Genomic DNA, 19,769 nt, shown 5'->3' with positions numbered 1-19,769 from the left:
GGATGTCTCCCACCCGCAGCCGGCTCGCCCGTCTGATCCCGTTCGGGCTCGTGGCCACCCTGCTCCTCGCCCTCGGGCAGGCCGCGACCACCGCCGAGGCCGTCACCGCGGGCACCCTCGGCCGTACCACCCTCGGCGGCGCCGACCCCAGTGTCATCAAGGTCGGTGACCTCTACGTCGCCGCCAAGTCCGTGGACGGCGGGATCGCGGTCCGGACCGCGTCCACCCTGGAGGGCATCGCCGCCGCGCCCAAGCAGCAGGTGTGGCGGGACACCGGCGGGCTCGGTGAGGTCTGGGCGCCCGAGATCGTCCACCACGACGGCGCCTACCGCATCTACTTCGCCGCGGGCACCGGCGCCGCCCACCGGATGTACCACATCAGCTCGGCCAGCCCGGCCACCGGCTACTCCGCCGCCACCAAGGTCGCCCTGCCCGGCGACAAGTGGGCCATCGACGGGTCCCCCTTCACCTTCAACGGCCAGCGCTGGTTCGTCTGGTCCGGCTGGGCCGGTGACACCAACGTCGAGCAGAACCTGTACGTCGCCCGAATGAGCGGCGCCACCACGTCCACCGGCGACCGGTACGTCATCTCGCAGCCCCGCGAGTCGTGGGAGCGGATCGTCGGCAACCCGTACATCAACGAGGCGCCCCAGCCGATCGTCGACCCCAACGGGCAGTTGCACATCGCGTACTCCGCGAACGGCAGCTGGAGCGACCAGTACTGCATCGCCGACCTGCGGCTGCGCTCCGGCGGCGACCCGACGTACGTGTGGGACTGGTACAAGTCCAACGGCTGCCTGTTCGGGTCCCACCGCGAGACCATGATGTCGGGCTGGGACCCCACGCTGTACGTCGACGGCCCCGGCCACCACACGTTCGTCCTGCCGCGCGGCGACGCCACCGCCGGCCCGCCGTCGGGCAACCGCTTCCCGACCATGTTCCACGCGGTCGCGAAGGGCACGCCGTACTCCTGGTCCAACCGCTACTGGTACACGGGCACGGCCGTCTGGTGGGGCAACACCACCTACAGCCGCGCCAACGTCCCCGGCTCCCCCACCAACACCGGATTCAGCCTCAAGTTCTTCGAGTGAGCCCCCACGGACGCCCTCTCACCACCATGCCCCCGCAGGTAACGACTCTGTTGCCGCGGGGGCAACCTGTTGACGCCTCCCCCGCCCCCGGCCTACCTTCCTCCCACCGATAGGAAAGTTTCCTAACAGTGATCGCAACGGTGATCCCCGCGGTGATCCTTCGGTGGACTTTCCGGTAATCACACTGGGAAGCTGGTCAGCCGAGAGGCAGGTGTCGACAGTCATGGCAGGAACATCCGGTACCCCGGGCACCCCGCGCGTGCTGCGCGCCATGAACGACCGCGCCGCGCTCGACCTCCTGCTGGAGCACGGCCCGCTCTCCCGCACCCGCATCGGCAAGCTCACCGGGCTCTCGAAGCCGACCGCCTCCCAGCTGCTCGCCCGGCTGGAGGCGGCGGGGCTCGTCGTCGTCACCGGGACCAGCGAAGGACGCCCCGGGCCCAACGCCCAGCTGTACGCGGTGAATCCTTCCGCCGCGTACGCCGCCGGGCTCGACGTGACCCCCGAGCGGATCCTCGCCGCCGTCGCCGATGTGACGGGAAGGACGGTGGGCGAGTACGAGCTGCCCACCCCCGGCCGGCGCGCCGCCCACACCGTCGTACGGCAGGTCACCGACGCCCTCGACGGCGCGGTGAAGGCGGCGGGGCTGGCCCGCGCCGACGTCCAGCGGCTCGTCATCGGCACCCCTGGCGCCTTCGACCCGAACACGGGCCGGCTGCGCTACGCCTCCCACCTGCCCGGCTGGCACTCCCCCACCCTGCTCGACGAGCTCGCCGCGGCGCTGCCGATGCCCGTCGAGTACGAGAACGACGTCAACCTCGCCGCCGTCGCCGAACAGCGGCTCGGGGCGGCCCGGGGCCACGACGACTTCGTCCTGCTGTGGAACGAGGGCGGCCTGGGCGCCGCCCTCGTCCTCGGCGGACGGCTGCACCGCGGCTGGACCGGCGGCGCGGGCGAGGTCGGCTTCCTGCCCGTGCCCGGCGCACCCCTCGTCCGGCACGTCACCAAGGCCAACAGCGGTGGCTACCAGGAACTGGCCGGCTCCCAGGCCATCCCGAAGCTCGCCCGCGAACTGGGCATCAGGCCCATCCCCACCGGCCCGTACACCGAGGTCGCCGCCGCCCTCGTCGAGCAGGCCGCGGACATCGGCACGGGCCCGCACCGGGAACTGCTGAAGACGTACGCGACCGGTCTCGCCACCGGTCTCGCCTCGCTCGTGTCCGTCCTCGACCCCGAACTCGTCGTCCTCAGCGGCGCCTCGCTCAGCAGGGGCGGCGAACCCCTGCGCGCGCTGGTGCAGGCCGAGCTGGAGGAGCTGGCCGCGTCCCGGCCGCGCCTCGTCGTCGGCGACGTCCATGAACAGCCCGTGCTGCGCGGCGCGTTGGAGAGCGCGCTCGCCGCCACCCGCGACGAGGTCTTCGACACCTCGGCCCACTGACCAGCCCCCGACCGGCCCGACGAAGGGCCACTGAACACCCCTCACCCCGGCTCCGCCCTCTTCCCCCGTCCAGCCCGCCCTGCTCATAGGGAGACCCCGTCATGCCCGGAATGCCCCGTAAAGCGGTGCTCGCCGCCGCGTCGATAGTCCTCCTCGCCACCGGCGGTACCGGCTGTACCGGCTCGTCCGGTTCCGGTGCCACGGACGACCCGAACGCGAAGACCACGATCACCTTCTGGCACGGGTGGAGCGCGCCCGCCGAGGTGAAGGCGATCCAGGAGAACATCGCCCTCTTCGAGAAGGCGCACCCCAACATCAAGGTGAAGGTCGTCGGCAACATCAACGACGACAAGCTCAACCAGGCGCTGCGCGCGGGCGGTTCGAACGGGCCCGACGTCGTCTCCTCGTTCACCACGTCCAACGTCGGCAAGTTCTGCTCGTCCGGCGCCTTCGCCGACCTGAAGCCGTTCATCGAGAAGTCGAAGCTCGACCTGGACGCGATCATCCCGAAGCCGATGCTGGAGTACACGCAGTTCGAGGGCACCCGCTGCGCCCTGCCGCTGCTCGGCGACGCCTACGGCCTCTACTACAACAAGGACGCCTTCGAGGCGGCGGGCATCACGTCGCCCCCGAAGACCTGGACCGAGTTCGCGAAGGACGCGAAGAAGCTCACGAAGGCCAAGGGCGACTCGTACGAGCAGCTCGGCTTCATGCCGAACTACCACGGCTACGAGACCGTGGTGGACCACTACATGTCGCAGTGGGACCACTCCTACTTCGACGACAGCGGCAAGTCGAACATCGCCGACGACCCGGCCTTCGCGGAGATGTTCACGTACCAGAAGAAGCTCGTCGACGATCTCGGCGGCTTCCAGAAGCTGGAGAAGTACCGCAACACCTTCGGCGACGAATGGGGCGCCAAGCACCCCTTCCAGACCGGCCAGGTGGCGATGCAGCTCGACGGCGAGTGGCGGCTCGGGATGGCGAAGGACGCGGGGGTGAAGTTCGAGATCGGGACCGCGCCCATGCCCGTCGCCGACGACGAGGTGGACGAGTACGGCAAGGGGTTCCTCTCCGGCACGATCATGGGCATCGCGCCGCAGAGCAAGAAGCAGAACGCGGCCTGGGAGCTGATGAAGTACATGACGACCGACACCGAGGCCGTCGTGTCGTTCGCCAACGCCATCCACAACGTGCCGTCCACGTTCGACGCGCTCAAGTCGCCCGACCTGAAGGTCGAGGACGGCTTCAAGACCTTCGTGGACATCGCCCAGCACCCGCAGTCGAACACCCCGCCGGCGTCCGTCAACGGCTCGACGTACCAGACGACCCTCCAGGACTTCGGCTACCAGTACGAGTCCGGCAAGGCGAAGGATCTGAAGGCCGGTCTGAAGAAGACCGCCGACCAGATCGACCGTGACATCGAGCAGGCGAAGTAGCGCCCCATGGCCACGCTCCCCGCATCCGCGGCCTCACCCACTCTGCGCACCAAACGCAGGAAACAGGCCCTGCGCACGGCCGCCTTCATGTCGCCGTGGCTGATCGGCTTCAGCGTCTTCTTCGCCTACCCGCTGATCTCGACCGTGTACTTCTCGTTCATGAAGTACGACGGCTTCGGCGTACCGGAGTTCCGGGGGCTGGAGAACTGGAGTTACGTCTTCAACGACTACCCCATGTTCTGGCCGGCCCTGCGCAACACCCTGTGGCTGGTGCTCGTCATGGTCACCTTCCGGGTCGTCTTCGGCCTGGGGATCGGCCTGCTGATCACGAAGATCAAGACCGGCACGGGCGTCTTCCGCACGCTGTTCTACCTGCCCTACCTCGCGCCGCCGGTCGCCGCCACGCTGGCCTTCGTGTTCCTGCTCAACCCGGGTACGGGGCCGGTCAACTCGGTGCTCGGCGACCTCGGGCTGCCGACGCCCGGCTGGTTCACGGACGCCACCTGGTCCAAGCCCGCGCTCACCATGCTCGCCCTGTGGGGCGTCGGCGACCTGATGGTCATCTTCATGGCCGCGCTGCTCGACGTACCGAAGGAGCAGTACGAGGCCGCCGAGCTGGACGGCGCGTCGGCCTGGCAGCGGTTCCGGTTCGTGACGCTGCCGAACATCTCGCCGATCGTGATGTTCGCAGTGGTCACCGGGGTCATCCAGACGATGCAGTACTACACGCAGCCGCTGGTCGCCGGGAAGGTCGCCTCCGGGATCATCGGCGGCTCGGGCCAGCAGTTCGAACCGGGGTACCCCGACAAGTCGACGCTCACCCTGCCGCAGCTCGTCTACAACCTCGGCTTCCAGCGGTTCGACTACGGCTCCGCGTGCGTGGTCGCGCTGGTGCTGTTCGCGCTGTCCATGGCGTTCACCGCGTTCCTGATGCGGCGCCGCGGCGGTCTCATCCAGGCAGGTGACTGACCATGACCCAGACGACCGAAGCCCGAGTACCGCTCACGACGGCGGAGTCGGGGCCCGAGTCCCCGAAGCCGCCCGTCTCGGCCGCCGAGCGCACCGCCCGGCGCAAGGCGCTCCTGGAGTGGATCGCCGTGCACGCGCTCGGGGTCGCCGCCGCGCTGTTCTTCGTGCTGCCCTTCGTGTTCGTGGTCCTGACCTCGCTGATGAGCGACGACCAGACACTCACCAGGGACCTCGTCCCGGACACCTGGGAGTGGGGCAACTACACAAAGGTCTTCGACACCCCCGGCTTCCTCACCTGGTGGCGGAACACCCTCCTGTACGCGGGCGTCGGCACCGCGCTGACGGTCGTGTCCTCGATCCCGGTGGCGTACGCGCTCGCCAAGTTCCGCTTCCGTGGCCGGAACCTGTCGCTGATGCTGGTCATCTCGATGATGATGCTGCCGCCGCAGGTCATCATCATCCCGATGTACCTGTTCTGGGCGAAGCAGCTGGATCTGTCGGGCACGCTGTGGCCGCTGATCATCCCGATGGCGTTCGGCGACGCGTTCTCCATCTTCCTGCTGCGGCAGTTCCTGATGACGATCCCGAACGAGTACCTCGACGCGGCGAAGGTCGACGGGTGCGGGGACCTGAAGACCCTGCTGAAGGTGGTGCTGCCGATGGCCAGACCGGGTATCGCGGCCGTCGCGCTCTTCCAGTTCTTCTACGCCTGGAACGACTACTTCGGACCGCAGATCTACGCGTCCGAGAACCCCGGCGCCTGGACCCTGAGCTACGGCCTGGAGTCCTTCAAGGGCGCGCACCACACCGACTGGAATCTGACGATGGCCGCGACCGTCCTGGTCATGGCACCCGTGATCGCTGTGTTCTTCTTCGCACAGAAGGCGTTCGTCGAAGGCGTCACGCTCACCGGAGTGAAGGGCTGAGAATGAAACTCGCAGTACTGGGCGGGGGCTCCACCTACACCCCTGAACTCATCGACGGCTTCGCGCGGTTGCGCGAGACCCTGCCCGTCGAGGAACTGGTCCTCGTCGACCCGGCGCTCGACCGCCTCGAACTCGTCGGCGGGCTGGCCCGGCGCATCTTCGCCAAGCAGGGGCACCCCGGGCGGATCACCACGACCGACGATCTCGACGCGGGTGTCGAGGGCGCCGACGCCGTGCTGCTCCAGCTCCGCATGGGCGGGCAGGCCGCCCGCAACGAGGACGAGACCTGGCCGCTGGAGTGCGGCTGCGTCGGCCAGGAGACCACCGGCGCGGGCGGCCTCGCCAAGGCGCTGCGCACGGTCCCGGTGGTGCTCGACATCGCCGAGCGCGTCCGGCGCTCCAACCCGGACGCCTGGATCATCGACTTCACCAACCCCGTCGGCATCGTGACCCGCGCCCTCCTCCAGGCCGGTCACAAAGCGGTCGGACTGTGCAACGTGGCGATCGGATTCCAGCGGAAGTTCGCCGGCATGCTGGGGGTCTCCCCCACCGATGTGCATCTGGACCATGTGGGCCTCAACCACCTCACCTGGGAGACCCATGTGCGCCTCGGCGGCCCCGAGGGCGAGAACGTCCTCCCGAAGCTGCTCGCCGAGCACGGCGACACCATCGCCGGCGACCTGCGCCTGCCGAGCGGCGTCCTCGACCGCCTGGGAGTCGTGCCCTCCTACTACCTGCGCTACTTCTACGCCCACGACGAGGTGGTACGGGAGCTGGGTACGAAGCCGTCGCGGGCCGCGGAAGTGGCCGAGATGGAGCGGGAGCTGCTGACGATGTACGGCGACCCCGCGCTCGACGAGAAGCCGGCGCTGCTGGGCAAGCGGGGCGGGGCCTTCTACTCGGAGGCGGCCGTCGACCTCGCCGCGTCCCTGCTGGGCGGGGGTGGCAGCCCGTACCAGGTGGTGAACACGTACAACCGGGGGACGCTGCCGTTCCTGCCCGACGACGCCGTGATCGAGGTGCAGGCGGCGGTCGGGCACTCGGGGGCCGCCCCGCTGCCCGTGGCGCCGGTGGACCCGCTGTTCGCGGGGCTGATGGCGAACGTGACCGCGTACGAGGACCTGGCCCTGGAGGCCGCCCTGCGCGGGGGCCGCGAGCGGGTGTTCCGGGCGCTGCTCGCCCATCCCCTGGTCGGCCAGTACGCACTCGCCGACGGCCTCACCGACCGGCTGATCGCGCACAACCGGGAGCACCTGGCGTGGGCATGAGCGCGTCCCACACGGGGCCCGAACACACCGACCCCACAGCCCACACGGAGCCCGAACACACGCGTCCCGCCGCCCACATGGGGCCCGAACACACCGTTCTCGCCGTGGACGCGGGAAACAGCAAGACCGACGTCGCGGTCGTGGCGGGTGACGGGAGCGTGCTCGCCACGGCGCGCGGCGGCGGGTTCCGGCCCCCCGTCGTCGGTGTCCGGGAGGCGGTGGACACGCTCGCCGACGCCGTCGGCCGGGCCTTCGCCGAAGCGGGCGTCACCGCGGTCGGCCATGTCTCCGCGTGTCTCGCCAACGCCGATCTGCCCGTGGAGGAGGAGCAGTTGGCCGCCGCGCTGCACGCGCGCGCGTGGGGGGCGAGCGTGGACGTCCGCAACGACACCTTCGCGATCCTGCGCGCCGGTGTCGAGGAGCCGCGGGGCGTCGCCGTGGTGTGCGGCGCGGGCATCAACTGCGTGGGCATGCGCCCCGACGGCCGGGTCGCCCGCTTCCCCGCCCTCGGCCGGGTCTCCGGCGACTGGGGCGGCGGCTGGGGTCTCGCCGAGGAGGCGCTGTGGCACGCGGCGCGCGCCGAGGACGGCCGGGGCGCCCCGACCGAACTGGCCCGCGCCCTGCCCGCGCACTTCGGCCTGAGCACGATGTACGCGCTCATCGAGGCCCTGCACCTGGGCCGTGTCGAGGACGTGCGGCGCCACGAGCTGACGCCGGTCCTGTTCGCCACGGCCGCGGACGGCGACCCGGTGGCCCGCGCGCTCGTCGACCGGCTGGCGGACGAGGTGGTGGCGATGGCGGTCGTCGCCCTGACCCGCCTCGACCTGCTGGGCGAGGAGGCGCCCGTCCTGCTCGGCGGCGGTGTGCTGGCCGCCCGCCACCCCCAACTCGACGACCGCGTACGGGAGCTGCTGGCCGAGCGGGCCCCCAAGGCCGTCCCTCGGGTCGTCACCGCCCGCCCGGTCCTCGGGGCCGCGCTCCTCGGGCTCGACCACCTGGGCGCCCCGGCCCGGGCGCACGCCCGCGTGAGGGAGTTTTACGAGAGGGTCTGAGCACGCCGGGAACCGAACAGTTCGGGTTGGCGTATTCATGAACAGGGGGGTGCGGGATCTTCGCCGGGCCGCAATCCGACCAAGATCGCGTCAAGGCCTGTTCGGATGTCGGTCCCGGCGGCGATACTTGCGGCCGAGCGTCTCTTCCCGTGCGCCTCGGCGCCGGGCGGAGGTGACCGGCGACGACCATGGGGGAGGTCAGGTGACACACCAGCAGCAGAGCACCGCGGCGCCACCGCAGGGGCGGGCGGGCGCGTCGCCTGCGGTCCCGCCGCAGGCCCCGCCGCCGGGGTCGCAGGGCCGGCCGGGGGCGCCCGACGCAGGGCCCCCGAGGCGCACGGCCTGGGCGGAGGGCGTCGACCGGCTGCGGGCCGGGGCGACCACCGAGCCGGGGCGGCTGCGCATCATCGGCGCGGTCCTCGCCGTCCTGGTCGTCGCGTTCGGCGCGCTCACCGCCTGGCAGATGACGGACCGTTCCGCCGCGGCGGACGACGTGCTGCACAGCAGCCAGCCGCTGAGCGCCGACGCCGCGGACATCTACCGCTCCCTCGCCGCCGCCAACACGGCGGCGTCGAGCGGCTTCCTCGCGGGCGGCCAGGAGACGAAGAGGTCCCGCGACGACTACGAGCGCAACATCGGCCAGGCCGCCGACAAACTGGTGACGGCGGCGGCCAACTCCCAGCCCGGCTCCACCTCGGCGAAGACCATCACCGAGCTGAACACGATGCTTCCCGAGTACAAGGGCCTGGTCGAGCGGGCCCGCGCCAACAACCGGCAGGGCTTCCCCCTCGGCGGCGCCTACCTGCGGTACGCGAACGCGAAGATGCAGATCATGCTCACCGACGCCGAGCGGCTCTACAAGGTGGAGAACCAGCGGCTGCGCTCCGACTACGACGACGCGACGCCCTATCCGTGGATCGCGATCGGCGCCGGCATCGTGGCCATCGGCGGTCTCGTGTGGGCGCAGCGGCGCAACTACCGCCGCACCAACCGCGTGCTGAACCACGGCCTGGTGGCCGCCACCGCGGCCACCACGGTCGTCCTGCTCTGGCTGGTCGTCGGCCACACCGTCGCCCGCGCCGGGCTGAACGATTCGTACGACCACGGTGTGCGCTCTCTGACCACGCTGAACGACGCCCGGCTCGCCTCGCTCAAGGCCCGCAGCAACGAGAACCTCACGCTGGTCTCCCGCGGCGCGGAGACCAAGGAGGTGGTCACGGAAGCCGGGACGCAGATCGTCGACACGTTCGACTACGACTTCGAAAAGCAGATGAAGGCCCTCACCGCGAAGCTGGCCGCCGCGGCGGACCTCGCCGACGACAGCGCGGGCGTGAAGCCGGTCGAGGCCGCGACGGGCAACATGAAGGTCTGGAAGGAACGGCACGCGGAGGCCCGCGAGCAGGACCAACTGGGCTACTACCAGAAGGCGCTCGACAAGGTCATCGGCTCCAAGGCGGACGAACCGACGGGCGAGTGCTTCGACAGCGTGGACAAGAACCTGGACGCCGCGCTCACCCACGAGCGCGCCGAGTTCGAGCAGGCGGCCGGTGACGGACGGGGCGCGATGAACGGCCTCGTGGTGGGCGCCGCGGTGCTCGCCGTGCTGGCCGCGGCCGGCGCGGTGCTGGGCATCGGGCGCAGGCTGTCGGAGTACCGGTGAGAGGGGGCATGACGATGAACGCACGACGTCTGCGGGCCAGCCTGAGGGGCTGGGGCGGAGTGGCGGCCATGGCGGTCGTCTGTGCCCTGGCGGTGGTCTTCGCACTGCTGCTGCCGGCGACCCAGTCACGTGGGAACGACGCCGAGGACCTCGCCGGGCCGGGTACGGCCAGGGGCGACCAGGTCAGGGCTCCGAAGAAGTGCCCCGACCCCGAGAAGCAGAGTCTGGACCCGGCCTCGGGCGACCAGAACGGCAAGACGGTCCAGAAGATCAAGACGCGTGGCTACCTGGTCGTCGGTGTCGACCAGAACAGCTACCGCTTCGGCTACCGCGACCCGAACAGCGAGTCGGACAACGCCGAGCTGGAGGGCTTCGACATCGACCTCGCGCACGAGATCGCGAACAAGATCGTCGGAGACAAGCCGAACAACATCCGCTTCCGGGCCATCCCCACCGATCAGCGCATCAAGGCGATCCAGGGCGAAAAGGTCGACATGGTGGTACGCACCATGACGATCAACTGCGACCGGCTGGACGACGTCGCCTTCTCCTCGCCGTACTTCGAGACCGGCCAGCAAGTGCTCGCCCCGAAGAAGTCGGACATCACCGGACTCGACAAGTCCCTGGCGGGCAAACGGATCTGCACGGCGAAGAGCTCGACCGCCCTGGAAGCGCTGAAGGCGGCCGAGGGGGACGGCACCCTCCCGGCGTCCGCCACATTCAGGAAGCGCACCGTGCCGAACCAACTCGACTGTCTGGTGCGGCTGCAGCTCGGTGAGGCGGACGCCGTGGTGACCGACGGGGCGCTCGCCGCGAGCCAGGCCGCGCAGGACCCGACGGTCGGGCTCAAGGGCGAGCCGTTCACGGACGAGTTCTACGGCGTGGCGATGAAGAAGGGCGCCGACGACCTGGTGCGCCGGGTCAACCAGATCCTGGTGGACTACCGCAAGGACGGCTGGGAGACGTCGTACAACAAGTGGCTCGCCGAGAGCCTCGGCGAGTCGTCCGGGCCGCCCCCGGTCCAGTACAAATGACCATGACACTCCGGTAGTTCCACGGTTGTTGCGGATGATTTCGCACCGGGACGACGAGATGAGCGGCGCGGGACGAGCGGTACAGGACAGACCAGCGCGGGCAACGGGAAACGAGGGGTGATCGATGGGCGTCGCGGGACCATCCGGGCCGGTACTGGACCGGGACGAGGTGGACCGTGCGCTGGCGCGGCTCGGCGCGGAGCACGAGGCCATCGAGACCTCGCTCCTCGCCCTCCAGGACCACGCGGGCCGCAGACTCCTCGAAGGGGCCGAGCTGACGGGCACGACCAAGGAGCGCTGGAGCACCGCCGACGCGTCGATCACCCTGCTCTGGTCCTATTTCGACGCGTACGCCGACGCGCTGCGCTCCGCCCGCGAGATCCGCTCCCGTAGACGCTGGTCCAGCCGCGACGACCTCGTGGAACTGACGGAACTGCTGCGCGGCGAGAGCGTCACGGTGGCCGGCAGCGCCTCCGCCACGGCCGCCGCGCCCACGATGGCGGGCACGGGCCGGCTGAGCGAGCGCTTCACCCTCGCCGAACTCGTCGAGCGGATGAACGAGTTGTACGCGACCTCGCTGGACATGGTCGTCACGGCCGACGCCGTCTGGTCGGCACTGCCCGCGCGGATAGATTTACTGGCCGCGGAGCTGCAGCGCACCCGCAGGCTCGCGCACTCCGTGGGCGTACGGCCCGGTGAGCACCCCTCGGGCGACGACCTGGAGCGGATCACCCGCACCCTGACGTCGCTGCGCGAGCAGGTGGTGTCCGACCCGCTGGCCTTCTGGACTCCCGCGCAGGGGAGTTCGGCGCCGGGCGGCGGCCGTCCCGACACGACGCGCTACGACCGTGAGGCGCGCGCCCTGGAAGAGGTGCGCCGCGAGATCGACGCCGTGCTCACCGTGCGGCAGGACGCGGAGGCGCGGCTGGTGCGGCTGCGGGACGTGCTGAGCCGCGCGGACCGCACGCTGGCCGAGGCGCGGAGCGCGCGCGGCGAGGTGCTGGCGAAGATCGCCGCCTCCGAGGTGCCCGCGGTGAGCGGCCCGCCGACCGCGCTGCAGGAACAGCTGGCCATGGCCTCCGAGTACCGCAGGCACGCGCAGTGGCACCGCCTCTCGCCCCTGCTGGAGTCCCTGGAGGAGAAGGCCGAGGACGAACTGCTGCGCGCCCGCGAGTCGTTGACCGCGGTGACCGCGCCGCTCGCGGTCCGCGCGGAGCTGCGCGGCCGGCTCGACGCGTACAAGGCGAAGGTGGCGCGGCACGGTTTCGCGGAGGATCCGCTGCTGGTGGAGCGGTACGACGCGGCGCGCCGCATGCTGTGGAGCGCGCCCTGCGATCTGCGCGTGGCGGAACAGGCGGTGCTGCGCTACCAGCAGGCGGCCGCCGAAGTACTGGTGCCGAGGGTCCCCGGGAACGGCGGACCACAGGACCGGAGGGGGGAGTCATGAGTCAGCCGAACGAGAGCCGGCCGAGTCAGGAGAGTCAGCGGAAACAGTGTCAGCGGCCCGGCTGCCCCGGGTCGTACGAGGACATGGGCGGCGGCGAGCTGTACTGCGACACCTGCGGTCTGGCGCCGGTCGTCTCGTCGACCGGCACGGTGGGTTCGCCGCCGACCGGGATCACGGCGGGCGGCCGGAACTCGCGCGGCTCAGGCAGCGGGAGTTCACGCTCCGGCTCCCGTGCGTCGGCGCGTTCCTCTTCGCGCTCCGCGCAGTCCCGGCGTTCGGTGTCGGGCCGTCTCTCGCGGGCCGTCTCGGGGCGGTCGACGGGCCGTTCGGTGTCGGTGCGCAGTTCCGGTTCGTCGGCCGGGTCCTCCAGTCGCGGCCGGCTCGGCGTCGGCCTCGTACAGGTGCCGGACGTGCCGCGGCCCGATCCGCACGTGATGGTGCAGGAGAACCCCGAGGTTCCGGAGCGGAAGCGATTCTGCTCGCGGTCCGACTGCGGGGCGCCGGTGGGGCGTTCGCGCGGGGAGCGCTCCGGGCGCACGGAGGGGTTCTGCACCAAGTGCGGCCACCCGTATTCGTTCGTGCCGAAGCTGCAGACCGGCGACATCGTGCACGGCCAGTACGAGGTCATGGGCTGTCTCGCGCACGGCGGGCTCGGCTGGGTCTATCTCGCCGTCGACCGGGCGGTGTCCGACCGCTGGGTGGTCCTCAAGGGCCTCCTCGACACGGGCGACCAGGACGCCATGGCCGCCGCGATCTCCGAGCGCCGCTTCCTCGCCGAGATCGAGCACGCGAACATCGTGCGGATCTACAACTTCGTGGAGCACCTCGACCAGCGCACCGGCTCCCTCGACGGCTACATCGTCATGGAGTACGTCGGCGGCAAGTCGCTCAAGGAGATCGCCAACGACCGCCGCACCGCGACCGGCAAGCGTGACCCGCTGCCGGTGGAGCAGGCCTGCGCGTACGGCATCGAGGCGCTTGAGGCGCTCGGCCATCTGCACAGCCGCAACCTCCTGTACTGCGACTTCAAGGTCGACAACGCGATACAGACCGAGGACCAGCTCAAGCTGATCGACATGGGCGCGGTGCGCAGGATGGACGACGACGAGTCGGCCATCTACGGCACGGTCGGCTACCAGGCCCCGGAGGTCGCCGACGTGGGCCCCTCGGTCGCCTCCGACCTGTACACGGTCGCCCGCACCCTGGCGGTGATGACCTTCGACTTCCAGGGCTACACGAACGTGTTCGTGGACTCCCTGCCCGACCCCGACAACATCGAGGTCTTCCGCGCCTACGAGTCGTTCTACCGGCTGCTCGTACGGGCCACCGACCCCGACCCGGCCCGCCGGTTCGCCTCCGCGCAGGAGATGGCCGAGCAGCTCACGGGCGTGCTGCGCGAGGTCGTCTCCATGCAGACGGGCCGGGCGCGGCCCGCACTGTCCACTCTGTTCGGACCCGAACTGAAGGTCACGGACACGGAGTTGTTCGGCAGGCTGAGCGGCGACGTGTCGCGGCTGGGCGTACGGGTGGCGCCCGTACGCGAGAAGCGCGGGAAGCGGGAGAAGAAGGGTGCGCCGGCCGTGACGGCCGGGGCGAACGGATCGCCGCTGCCAGCGGGCACAGGGTACGGATCAGCGGCTGCGGCGGTCGGAGCGAACGGTTCGCCGCAGCCGACGGCGGGGGCGAACGGTGCGCCGGAGGCACGGGCAGGGACGGGGACGGGGACGGGAATGAACGGTTCCCCTCTCCTGGCGCCCGCCCCGGCCTCCCTCGTCAAACCGCTCAACACGCCGGCCGCCTCGCTCGCGCTCCCGGTCCCCCGTGTCGACCCCGGCGATCCGAACGCCGGCTTCCTGGCCGGTCTCATGACGTCCGCGCCCGGGGAGCTGATCAGCGCCCTGCGGTCGGCGCCCGCCGGCTCCCCCGAGCTGCGGCTGCGCGAGCTGCGGGCCCGCCTGGAGCTCGGCGAGCTCGACCAGGCGACCAGGGCGCTCGAAGCGCTGGAGACGGACCACCCCGACGACTGGCGGGTCGTCTGGTACCGGGGCGTCGCCGCGCTCGCGGCAGGCGACCACGAGGTGGCGGCGGTGTCCTTCGACGCGATCTACGACGCGTTCCCCGGTGAGCCCGCGCCCAAGCTGGCCCTCGGCCTGTGCGCGGAGGTCCTCGGGCAGCTGGACAACGCCGCCGAGTACTACCGGCTGGTGTGGACGACCGACCCGAGCTACGTCAGCGCCGCGTTCGGCCTGGCCCGCGTGCAGCTCGCGGCGGGCGACCGCACCGGCGCCGTACGGACGCTGGAGTCGGTGCCGGAGTCCTCGATCCACTACACGGCGGCCCGGGTCGCCGCGGTCCGGGCGCGGCTGAGGCAGCGCCTGGCCGAGGCCGCTCCGCGCCCGCCGGGGGCACTGGGGGCTCCGCTCGGGGCGCCGGGGGCCGCTGTGGCTCCTGGGACTTCTGAGGGCCCTGTGGCGCCGTTCCTGGACGACCTGACCTCGGCCGCGGCCCAGGTCGAGGCACTGGACGGGTACGGCCTGGACGCGGTGCGCCGCGAGCAGTTGTCCACAGAGGTCCTTGGCTGCGCCCTGGACTGGGTACTCTCCGGTATCCAGGGTTCCGCGCCGTCGAACACCGGTGCGCGGACCGTACTGCTCGGCAGTGACCTGGACGAGCGGGGCCTGCGCTTCGGACTGGAGCGTTCGTACCGGACACTGGCCCGGCTCGCCCAGGGTGGCGAGGAGAGGATCGATCTGGTGGAGCGCGCCAACCGCTACCGCCCCCGGACGTGGGTGTAATTCATGTCGCAGATGCCCCAACTGGCCGCCTGCCCCAGCTGTGAGGAACCGCTGGAGTCGGGAGACCGCTTCTGCGGTGCGTGCGGCTACGACCTGTCGGCCGTACCGGCACCGCCGGACGACAACCCCACGATCACCATGAACGGCTCGGCGCCACGGCCGCCCTCGGCCGTGGCCGGGGCGGCCCCCGCGGCCCCGGTGACCGCCGTGGACTGGCCCGTCGCGCCCGAGGCCGACAGCTCGGGCACACCGGCGGCCGTGGTGCTGCCGGCGGACATCGAGGGCCGGGAGTCGGGCGGCTCCGACAGCCCCGGCGTACGGTTCGACCGGCCCGCCGGTTCGCCCGCGCCGCCGCACGCGCAGTCGTCCGCCCTGCCGCCGGAGCGGCAGCAGGCCGCCTCGCCCGCGCCGCCGCACGCGCGACCGCAGGCGCAGGGGCATGCCCAGGCGCAGGGGCATGTCCAGCCGCCGTCCCACGCCCCGGCGGAACCGGACGAGTACCCGCTCGCCGCCCCGCTGCCCCCCGAGATTCCGGCGGACGAGCTGCCGACCGTCGAGGTGCCCACGATCGAGGCGCAGCCCGCCGACCCGCGGACGGCCGACCTCGTGACGCCCCCCGCCGGTCTGAAGGTCTGCGTGGCGTGCCGCGCGGGCCAGGTCGACCGGGACGGCTACTGCGAGAACTGCGGCCACGCGCAGCCGCGCGAACGCGATCACATGGAGCAGGAGCTGGACGCGGTCGCCGCGGTCAGCGACCGCGGGCTGCGCCACCACCGCAACGAGGACGCGTTCACCGTGTCCGCGACCGCGCTGCCCGACGGTTCACCCGCGGTCGTCGCGATCGTCTGCGACGGCGTCTCCTCGGCGACCCGCCCCGACGAGGCCTCCCTGGCGGCCTCCCGCACCGCGAACGAGTCGCTGCTCTCGGCCCTGCCCTGCGGTACGCACCCGCAGCAGGCCATGCACGACGCGATCCTCGCCGCCGCCGAGGCGGTCAACTCCCTCGCGGACCCCGCCGCCCCGTCCCACGAGCACCAGCCGCATGTGAACGCCCCGGCCTGCACGCTCGTCGGCGCCGTCGTCACCCCCACCCTGCTGGTCGTCGGCTGGGTCGGCGACAGCCGTGTCTACTGGGTGCCCGTGGACCGGTCGGCTCCCCCGGCCCGGCTCACCGAGGACGACTCCTGGGCGGCCCAGATGGTCGCCGCGGGCCTGATGAGCGAGGCGGAGGCGTACGCGGACGACCGCGCCCACGCCATCACGGGCTGGCTCGGGGCGGACGCGTACGAACTGGAGCCGCACACCGCCTCCTTCAAGCCGGACCGGCCCGGAGTCGTCGTGGTGTGCACCGACGGACTGTGGAACTACGCCGAGGGCGCCGAGGAGATGGCCGAGGTCGTCCCGGCCGACGCCGCCGAACGACCGCTGCACTGCGCCCAGGTCCTGGTGGGCCACGCCCTGGACGGCGGGGGCCACGACAACGTAACAGTGGCCGTCCTTCCGTTCCCTGCGCCGCAACAAGGGGCAGGATCGGCCTAAGAGGCCCAAGCGGTACGAAACGGTAGAGACGGCAGTGACGGTGGGGACGACTGGGACGGCGCGGGCCTCGGCCCGGTCGGGGCCGGAGGGGACCGGTCCGCCCACCGACATCACCCACGACCTGTGGGAGTCCTGAGGGGGAGCAGAGAACGCATGGCCAATTTCTCGAAGTCGAACGTGCCGCAGTTCTCGGTGGAGGTCTACCAGAACGAGTACCTGCCGGAGGGCGGCCGCGAGGTCAACGCGATCGTGACGGTCACCTCCACCGGCGGCGGCACGGTCGGGAGTGCCGTCGCGGCACCCCATCTGTACACACCGGGACAGAGCCCGGACGCGGCCGTGGCGATCATGGTCGACTGTTCCGGGTCCATGGACTACCCGCCGACCAAGATGCGCGGCGCCAGGGACGCGACGGCCGCCGCGATCGACGCCCTGCGGGACGGCGTGCACTTCGCGGTGATCGGCGGGACGCACGTGGCCAAGGAGGTCTACCCGGGCAACGGCGAGCTGGCCGTCGCCGACCCGCAGACCCGTGAGCAGGCGAAGCAGTCGCTGCGCAAGCTCAGCGCGGGCGGCGGCACCGCGATCGGCACCTGGCTGAAGCTGGCCGACCGGCTGCTGTCCTCGGCGGACGTCACCATCCGGCACGGCATCGTGCTCACCGACGGCCGCAACGAACACGAGTCGCCCGAGGATCTCAAGGCCGCCCTGGACGCCTGCGCCGGGCGTTTCACCGCGGACGCCCGGGGCGTGGGCACGGACTGGGAAGTGAAAGAAGTCACGGGCATCGCGTCCGCGCTGCTCGGCACCGCCGACATCGTGGCCGATCCGGCGGGCCTGTCCGCCGACTTCACGCAGATGATGGAGACGGCCATGGGCAAGGAGGTCGCGGACGTGGCGCTGCGGCTGTGGACCCCGGTCGACACCTCCATCAAGTTCGTCAAGCAGGTCGCGCCGACGGTCGAGCCGCTGACCGACCGCCGCACCGAGGCGGGCCCGCGCGCCGGGGACTACCCCACGGGCTCCTGGGGCGACGAGTCCCGCGACTACCACGTGTGTGTGGAGGTGCCCGAGGCCGGCCTCGGGCAGGAGATGCTGGCCGCCCGGGTCTCCCTGGTGATCCCGCACGGCGACGGCACCGCCCAGACCCTGGGCGCGCAGGGGCTCGTACGGGCCGTGTGGACGGACGACATGACGGCGTCCACGTCGATCAATCCGCAGGTCGCGCACTACACGGGTCAGGCGGAACTGGCGCAAGTCATCCAACAGGGCCTGGATGCGCGCAAAGCGGGAGATGCCGACGGGGCAACGGCGAAACTGGGCCGCGCGGTTCAGCTCGCGAGCGCGTCCGGAAACGCGGATACGGCGAAACTGCTTGCGAAGGTGGTGGACGTGGTCGATGCCGCGGCGGGTACTGTGCGATTGAAGGCGAAGGTCGCGGAGGCCGACGAGATGACTCTCGAAACACGGTCCACAAAGACTGTTCGTGTAAAGAAGTAGCGCAGTGCACAGGCACTACGCGCACAGTACGTAGCGAAACGCGAGCATCACGCACGCCGTTCTGCACGATTTACGGTCCCCGGTGGGCCGGACATGAGAGGGGGAAGCGCCGACATGCCGACCTGCCCGAACGGACACCAGTCGGGTTCCGACGACTGGTGCGAGGTCTGCGGTCACCGCATGGCCGGTGCCGTGCCCCCGCCACCTCCGCCGCCGCCCCCGGCGGCCGGTTACGGCTATCCGCCGCCCGGTGCGCAGCCGCCGCCCGGTCAGGGCGGCCGGCCGCACCTGTCCGCGGTGCCCGACCCGGCGCCCGAGGCGGAGCTGTGCCCGCAGTGCCGCACCCCGCGCGAGGGCGGGGCGCCGTTCTGCGAGGAGTGCCGGTGGAACTTCCTGACGAACACCGCGACCTCGTACACCCCGGCCGCGCCGCGTCCCCCGGGGCCGGGTCCCGGCGGTCCGGGTCCCGGTGGGCCCGGTGCCGGCGGCCCGGGTGCGGGTCCCGGCGGGCAGAACCCGGCGCTCCGCTTCCAGCAGCAGCCGCCTCCCGGGCAGTCAGGACCGACCCACGGCGGCTTCGACTACCAGGGCTCCCGGCCCTCGCAGATGAACCGGCCCGCGGAGCCGATCCCGCCCTACGGCGAGGACCCCTCGGGGTTCCCCGGTGATCCCTCACGACCGGTACCGCCGCCGCCCGGCCCCGGGGGCACCAGCCCCGGCGGACCTGGCGGGTACGGCGGGCCCGGCCCCGGTGGGCAGGGCGGTTACGGCGGTCCGGGCGGCCCCGGCGGCCCGAACGGACCCGGTGGCCCGAACGGTCCCGGGGGCCAGGGCGGTCCCGGTGGTCCCCAGGGGTTCCAGCAGCCCGGGCAGTCCGGTCCTCCCGGCCAGTCCAGTCCGCCCTCGTATCAGCAGGAGACCGCGTATCCGCCGGAGACAGGGCGTCCGCCGGCGCCGGGCGGTCCGTCCTTCGGGGGCGGCGCGGACGACTGGGTGATCTCACCGCCGTCGCCCGGCAGCCCCGGCGGCCCGCCCGCACCCGGTGGCCCCGGTGGTCCTGGTGGTCCGCCCGGACCCGGTGGCGGCTACGGCTACCCGCAGGCCGGCTCGACGCAGGCGCCCGCCGGGTACCAGCAGCAGCCGCAACCGCCACAGCAGTCGCTGTCGTGGAGCATCACGATCGGGCCCGACCGTGAGTACTTCATGGCGATGATGCAGCGCTCGGGACCGGAGGCCGCGGGGCTGAACCTGCCCGCGTACTCGCCGGAACAGCAGCGTCCGCTCAGCGGCAACCAGATCACGATCGGCCGCCGCCGCCACTCCACGGGCGACACCCCGGACATCGATCTGTCGGTGCCGCCGGAGGACCCGGGCGTCTCGCACCAGCACGCGGTGCTCGTGCAGCAGCCGGACAACAGCTGGGCGGTCGTCGACCAGAACTCCACCAACGGCACCACGGTCAACGGCGCAGAGGACCCGATCCAGCCGTTCGTCCCCGTCCCGCTCCTGGACGGCGACCGGGTGCACGTGGGCGCCTGGACGACGATCACGATCCGGCGGGGCTAGGCACTTCGGGCGCCGTACGGCATCGGTCGAGCGCCGTACGGCATC

At 71.6% G+C, this 19,769-nt stretch carries 14 protein-coding genes; all 14 read left to right on the top strand.

Annotation, left to right across the window (positions count from 1 at the left end; all coding sequences use genetic code 11):
- The first annotated feature begins 2 nt into the window (after window positions 1-2).
- The 14 genes from J8N05_RS12180 to J8N05_RS12115 all read left to right on the top strand — a co-directional run bounded on the left by J8N05_RS12180 (window position 3) and on the right by J8N05_RS12115 (window position 19,724).
- Window positions 3-1,091 carry a glycoside hydrolase family 43 protein gene (locus J8N05_RS12180; protein ID WP_210882526.1) on the top strand — a complete coding sequence of 363 codons (1,089 nt, stop codon included), beginning with the start codon at window positions 3-5 and terminating at the stop codon, window positions 1,089-1,091.
- 223 nt (window positions 1,092-1,314) lie between these two features.
- Window positions 1,315-2,529: an ROK family transcriptional regulator gene (locus J8N05_RS12175; RefSeq protein ID WP_210882524.1), complete on the top strand. Its 1,215-nt coding sequence runs from the start codon at window positions 1,315-1,317 to the stop codon at window positions 2,527-2,529.
- 101 nt (window positions 2,530-2,630) lie between these two features.
- On the top strand, window positions 2,631-3,968 hold the full coding sequence (locus J8N05_RS12170; protein ID WP_210882522.1) for an ABC transporter substrate-binding protein: 1,338 nt from the start codon (window positions 2,631-2,633) through the stop codon (window positions 3,966-3,968).
- A gap of 6 nt (window positions 3,969-3,974) precedes the next feature.
- Complete coding sequence (locus J8N05_RS12165; RefSeq protein ID WP_210882520.1) at window positions 3,975-4,937, top strand: carbohydrate ABC transporter permease; 963 nt, start codon at window positions 3,975-3,977, stop codon at window positions 4,935-4,937.
- Window positions 4,938-4,939: 2 nt separating this feature from the next.
- Window positions 4,940-5,863 (top strand): carbohydrate ABC transporter permease, encoded by a 924-nt coding sequence (locus J8N05_RS12160; RefSeq protein ID WP_210882518.1) that lies wholly within the window; start codon window positions 4,940-4,942, stop codon window positions 5,861-5,863.
- A gap of 2 nt (window positions 5,864-5,865) precedes the next feature.
- Window positions 5,866-7,131, top strand: coding sequence for a 6-phospho-beta-glucosidase (locus J8N05_RS12155; protein WP_210882516.1), 1,266 nt, complete (start codon window positions 5,866-5,868; stop codon window positions 7,129-7,131).
- 77 nt (window positions 7,132-7,208) lie between these two features.
- Entirely contained in the window at window positions 7,209-8,183 is a 975-nt protein-coding gene (locus J8N05_RS12150) for an N-acetylglucosamine kinase (protein ID WP_210890148.1), read from the top strand.
- Window positions 8,184-8,385: 202 nt separating this feature from the next.
- Window positions 8,386-9,843 (top strand): hypothetical protein, encoded by a 1,458-nt coding sequence (locus J8N05_RS12145; RefSeq protein ID WP_210882515.1) that lies wholly within the window; start codon window positions 8,386-8,388, stop codon window positions 9,841-9,843.
- Window positions 9,844-9,857: 14 nt separating this feature from the next.
- The gene (locus tag J8N05_RS12140; RefSeq protein WP_210882514.1) at window positions 9,858-10,877 is read left to right on the top strand and encodes a glutamate ABC transporter substrate-binding protein; all 1,020 of its coding nucleotides are present in this window, start codon (window positions 9,858-9,860) and stop codon (window positions 10,875-10,877) included.
- Between the two features lie 124 nt (window positions 10,878-11,001).
- Complete coding sequence (locus tag J8N05_RS12135; RefSeq protein ID WP_210882513.1) at window positions 11,002-12,324, top strand: coiled-coil domain-containing protein; 1,323 nt, start codon at window positions 11,002-11,004, stop codon at window positions 12,322-12,324.
- Window positions 12,321-15,119, top strand: coding sequence for a serine/threonine-protein kinase (locus tag J8N05_RS12130; protein ID WP_210882512.1), 2,799 nt, complete (start codon window positions 12,321-12,323; stop codon window positions 15,117-15,119). Before J8N05_RS12135 ends, J8N05_RS12130 begins: the two co-directional genes overlap by 4 nt.
- A gap of 3 nt (window positions 15,120-15,122) precedes the next feature.
- A complete protein-coding gene (locus J8N05_RS12125; protein WP_210882511.1) occupies window positions 15,123-16,658 on the top strand; it encodes a PP2C family serine/threonine-protein phosphatase in 1,536 nt (511 codons plus the stop codon).
- 153 nt (window positions 16,659-16,811) lie between these two features.
- Entirely contained in the window at window positions 16,812-18,158 is a 1,347-nt protein-coding gene (locus tag J8N05_RS12120; protein ID WP_210882510.1) for a vWA domain-containing protein, read from the top strand.
- A gap of 114 nt (window positions 18,159-18,272) precedes the next feature.
- Window positions 18,273-19,724, top strand: a complete 1,452-nt coding sequence (locus J8N05_RS12115) for an FHA domain-containing protein (RefSeq protein ID WP_210882508.1) — start codon at window positions 18,273-18,275, stop codon at window positions 19,722-19,724.
- Window positions 19,725-19,769 lie beyond the last annotated feature (45 nt).

The organism is Streptomyces liliiviolaceus (assembly GCF_018070025.1).
Taxonomy (GTDB): Bacteria; Actinomycetota; Actinomycetes; order Streptomycetales; family Streptomycetaceae; genus Streptomyces; species Streptomyces liliiviolaceus.
This window is presented reverse-complemented; position numbering and strand designations above follow the sequence as displayed.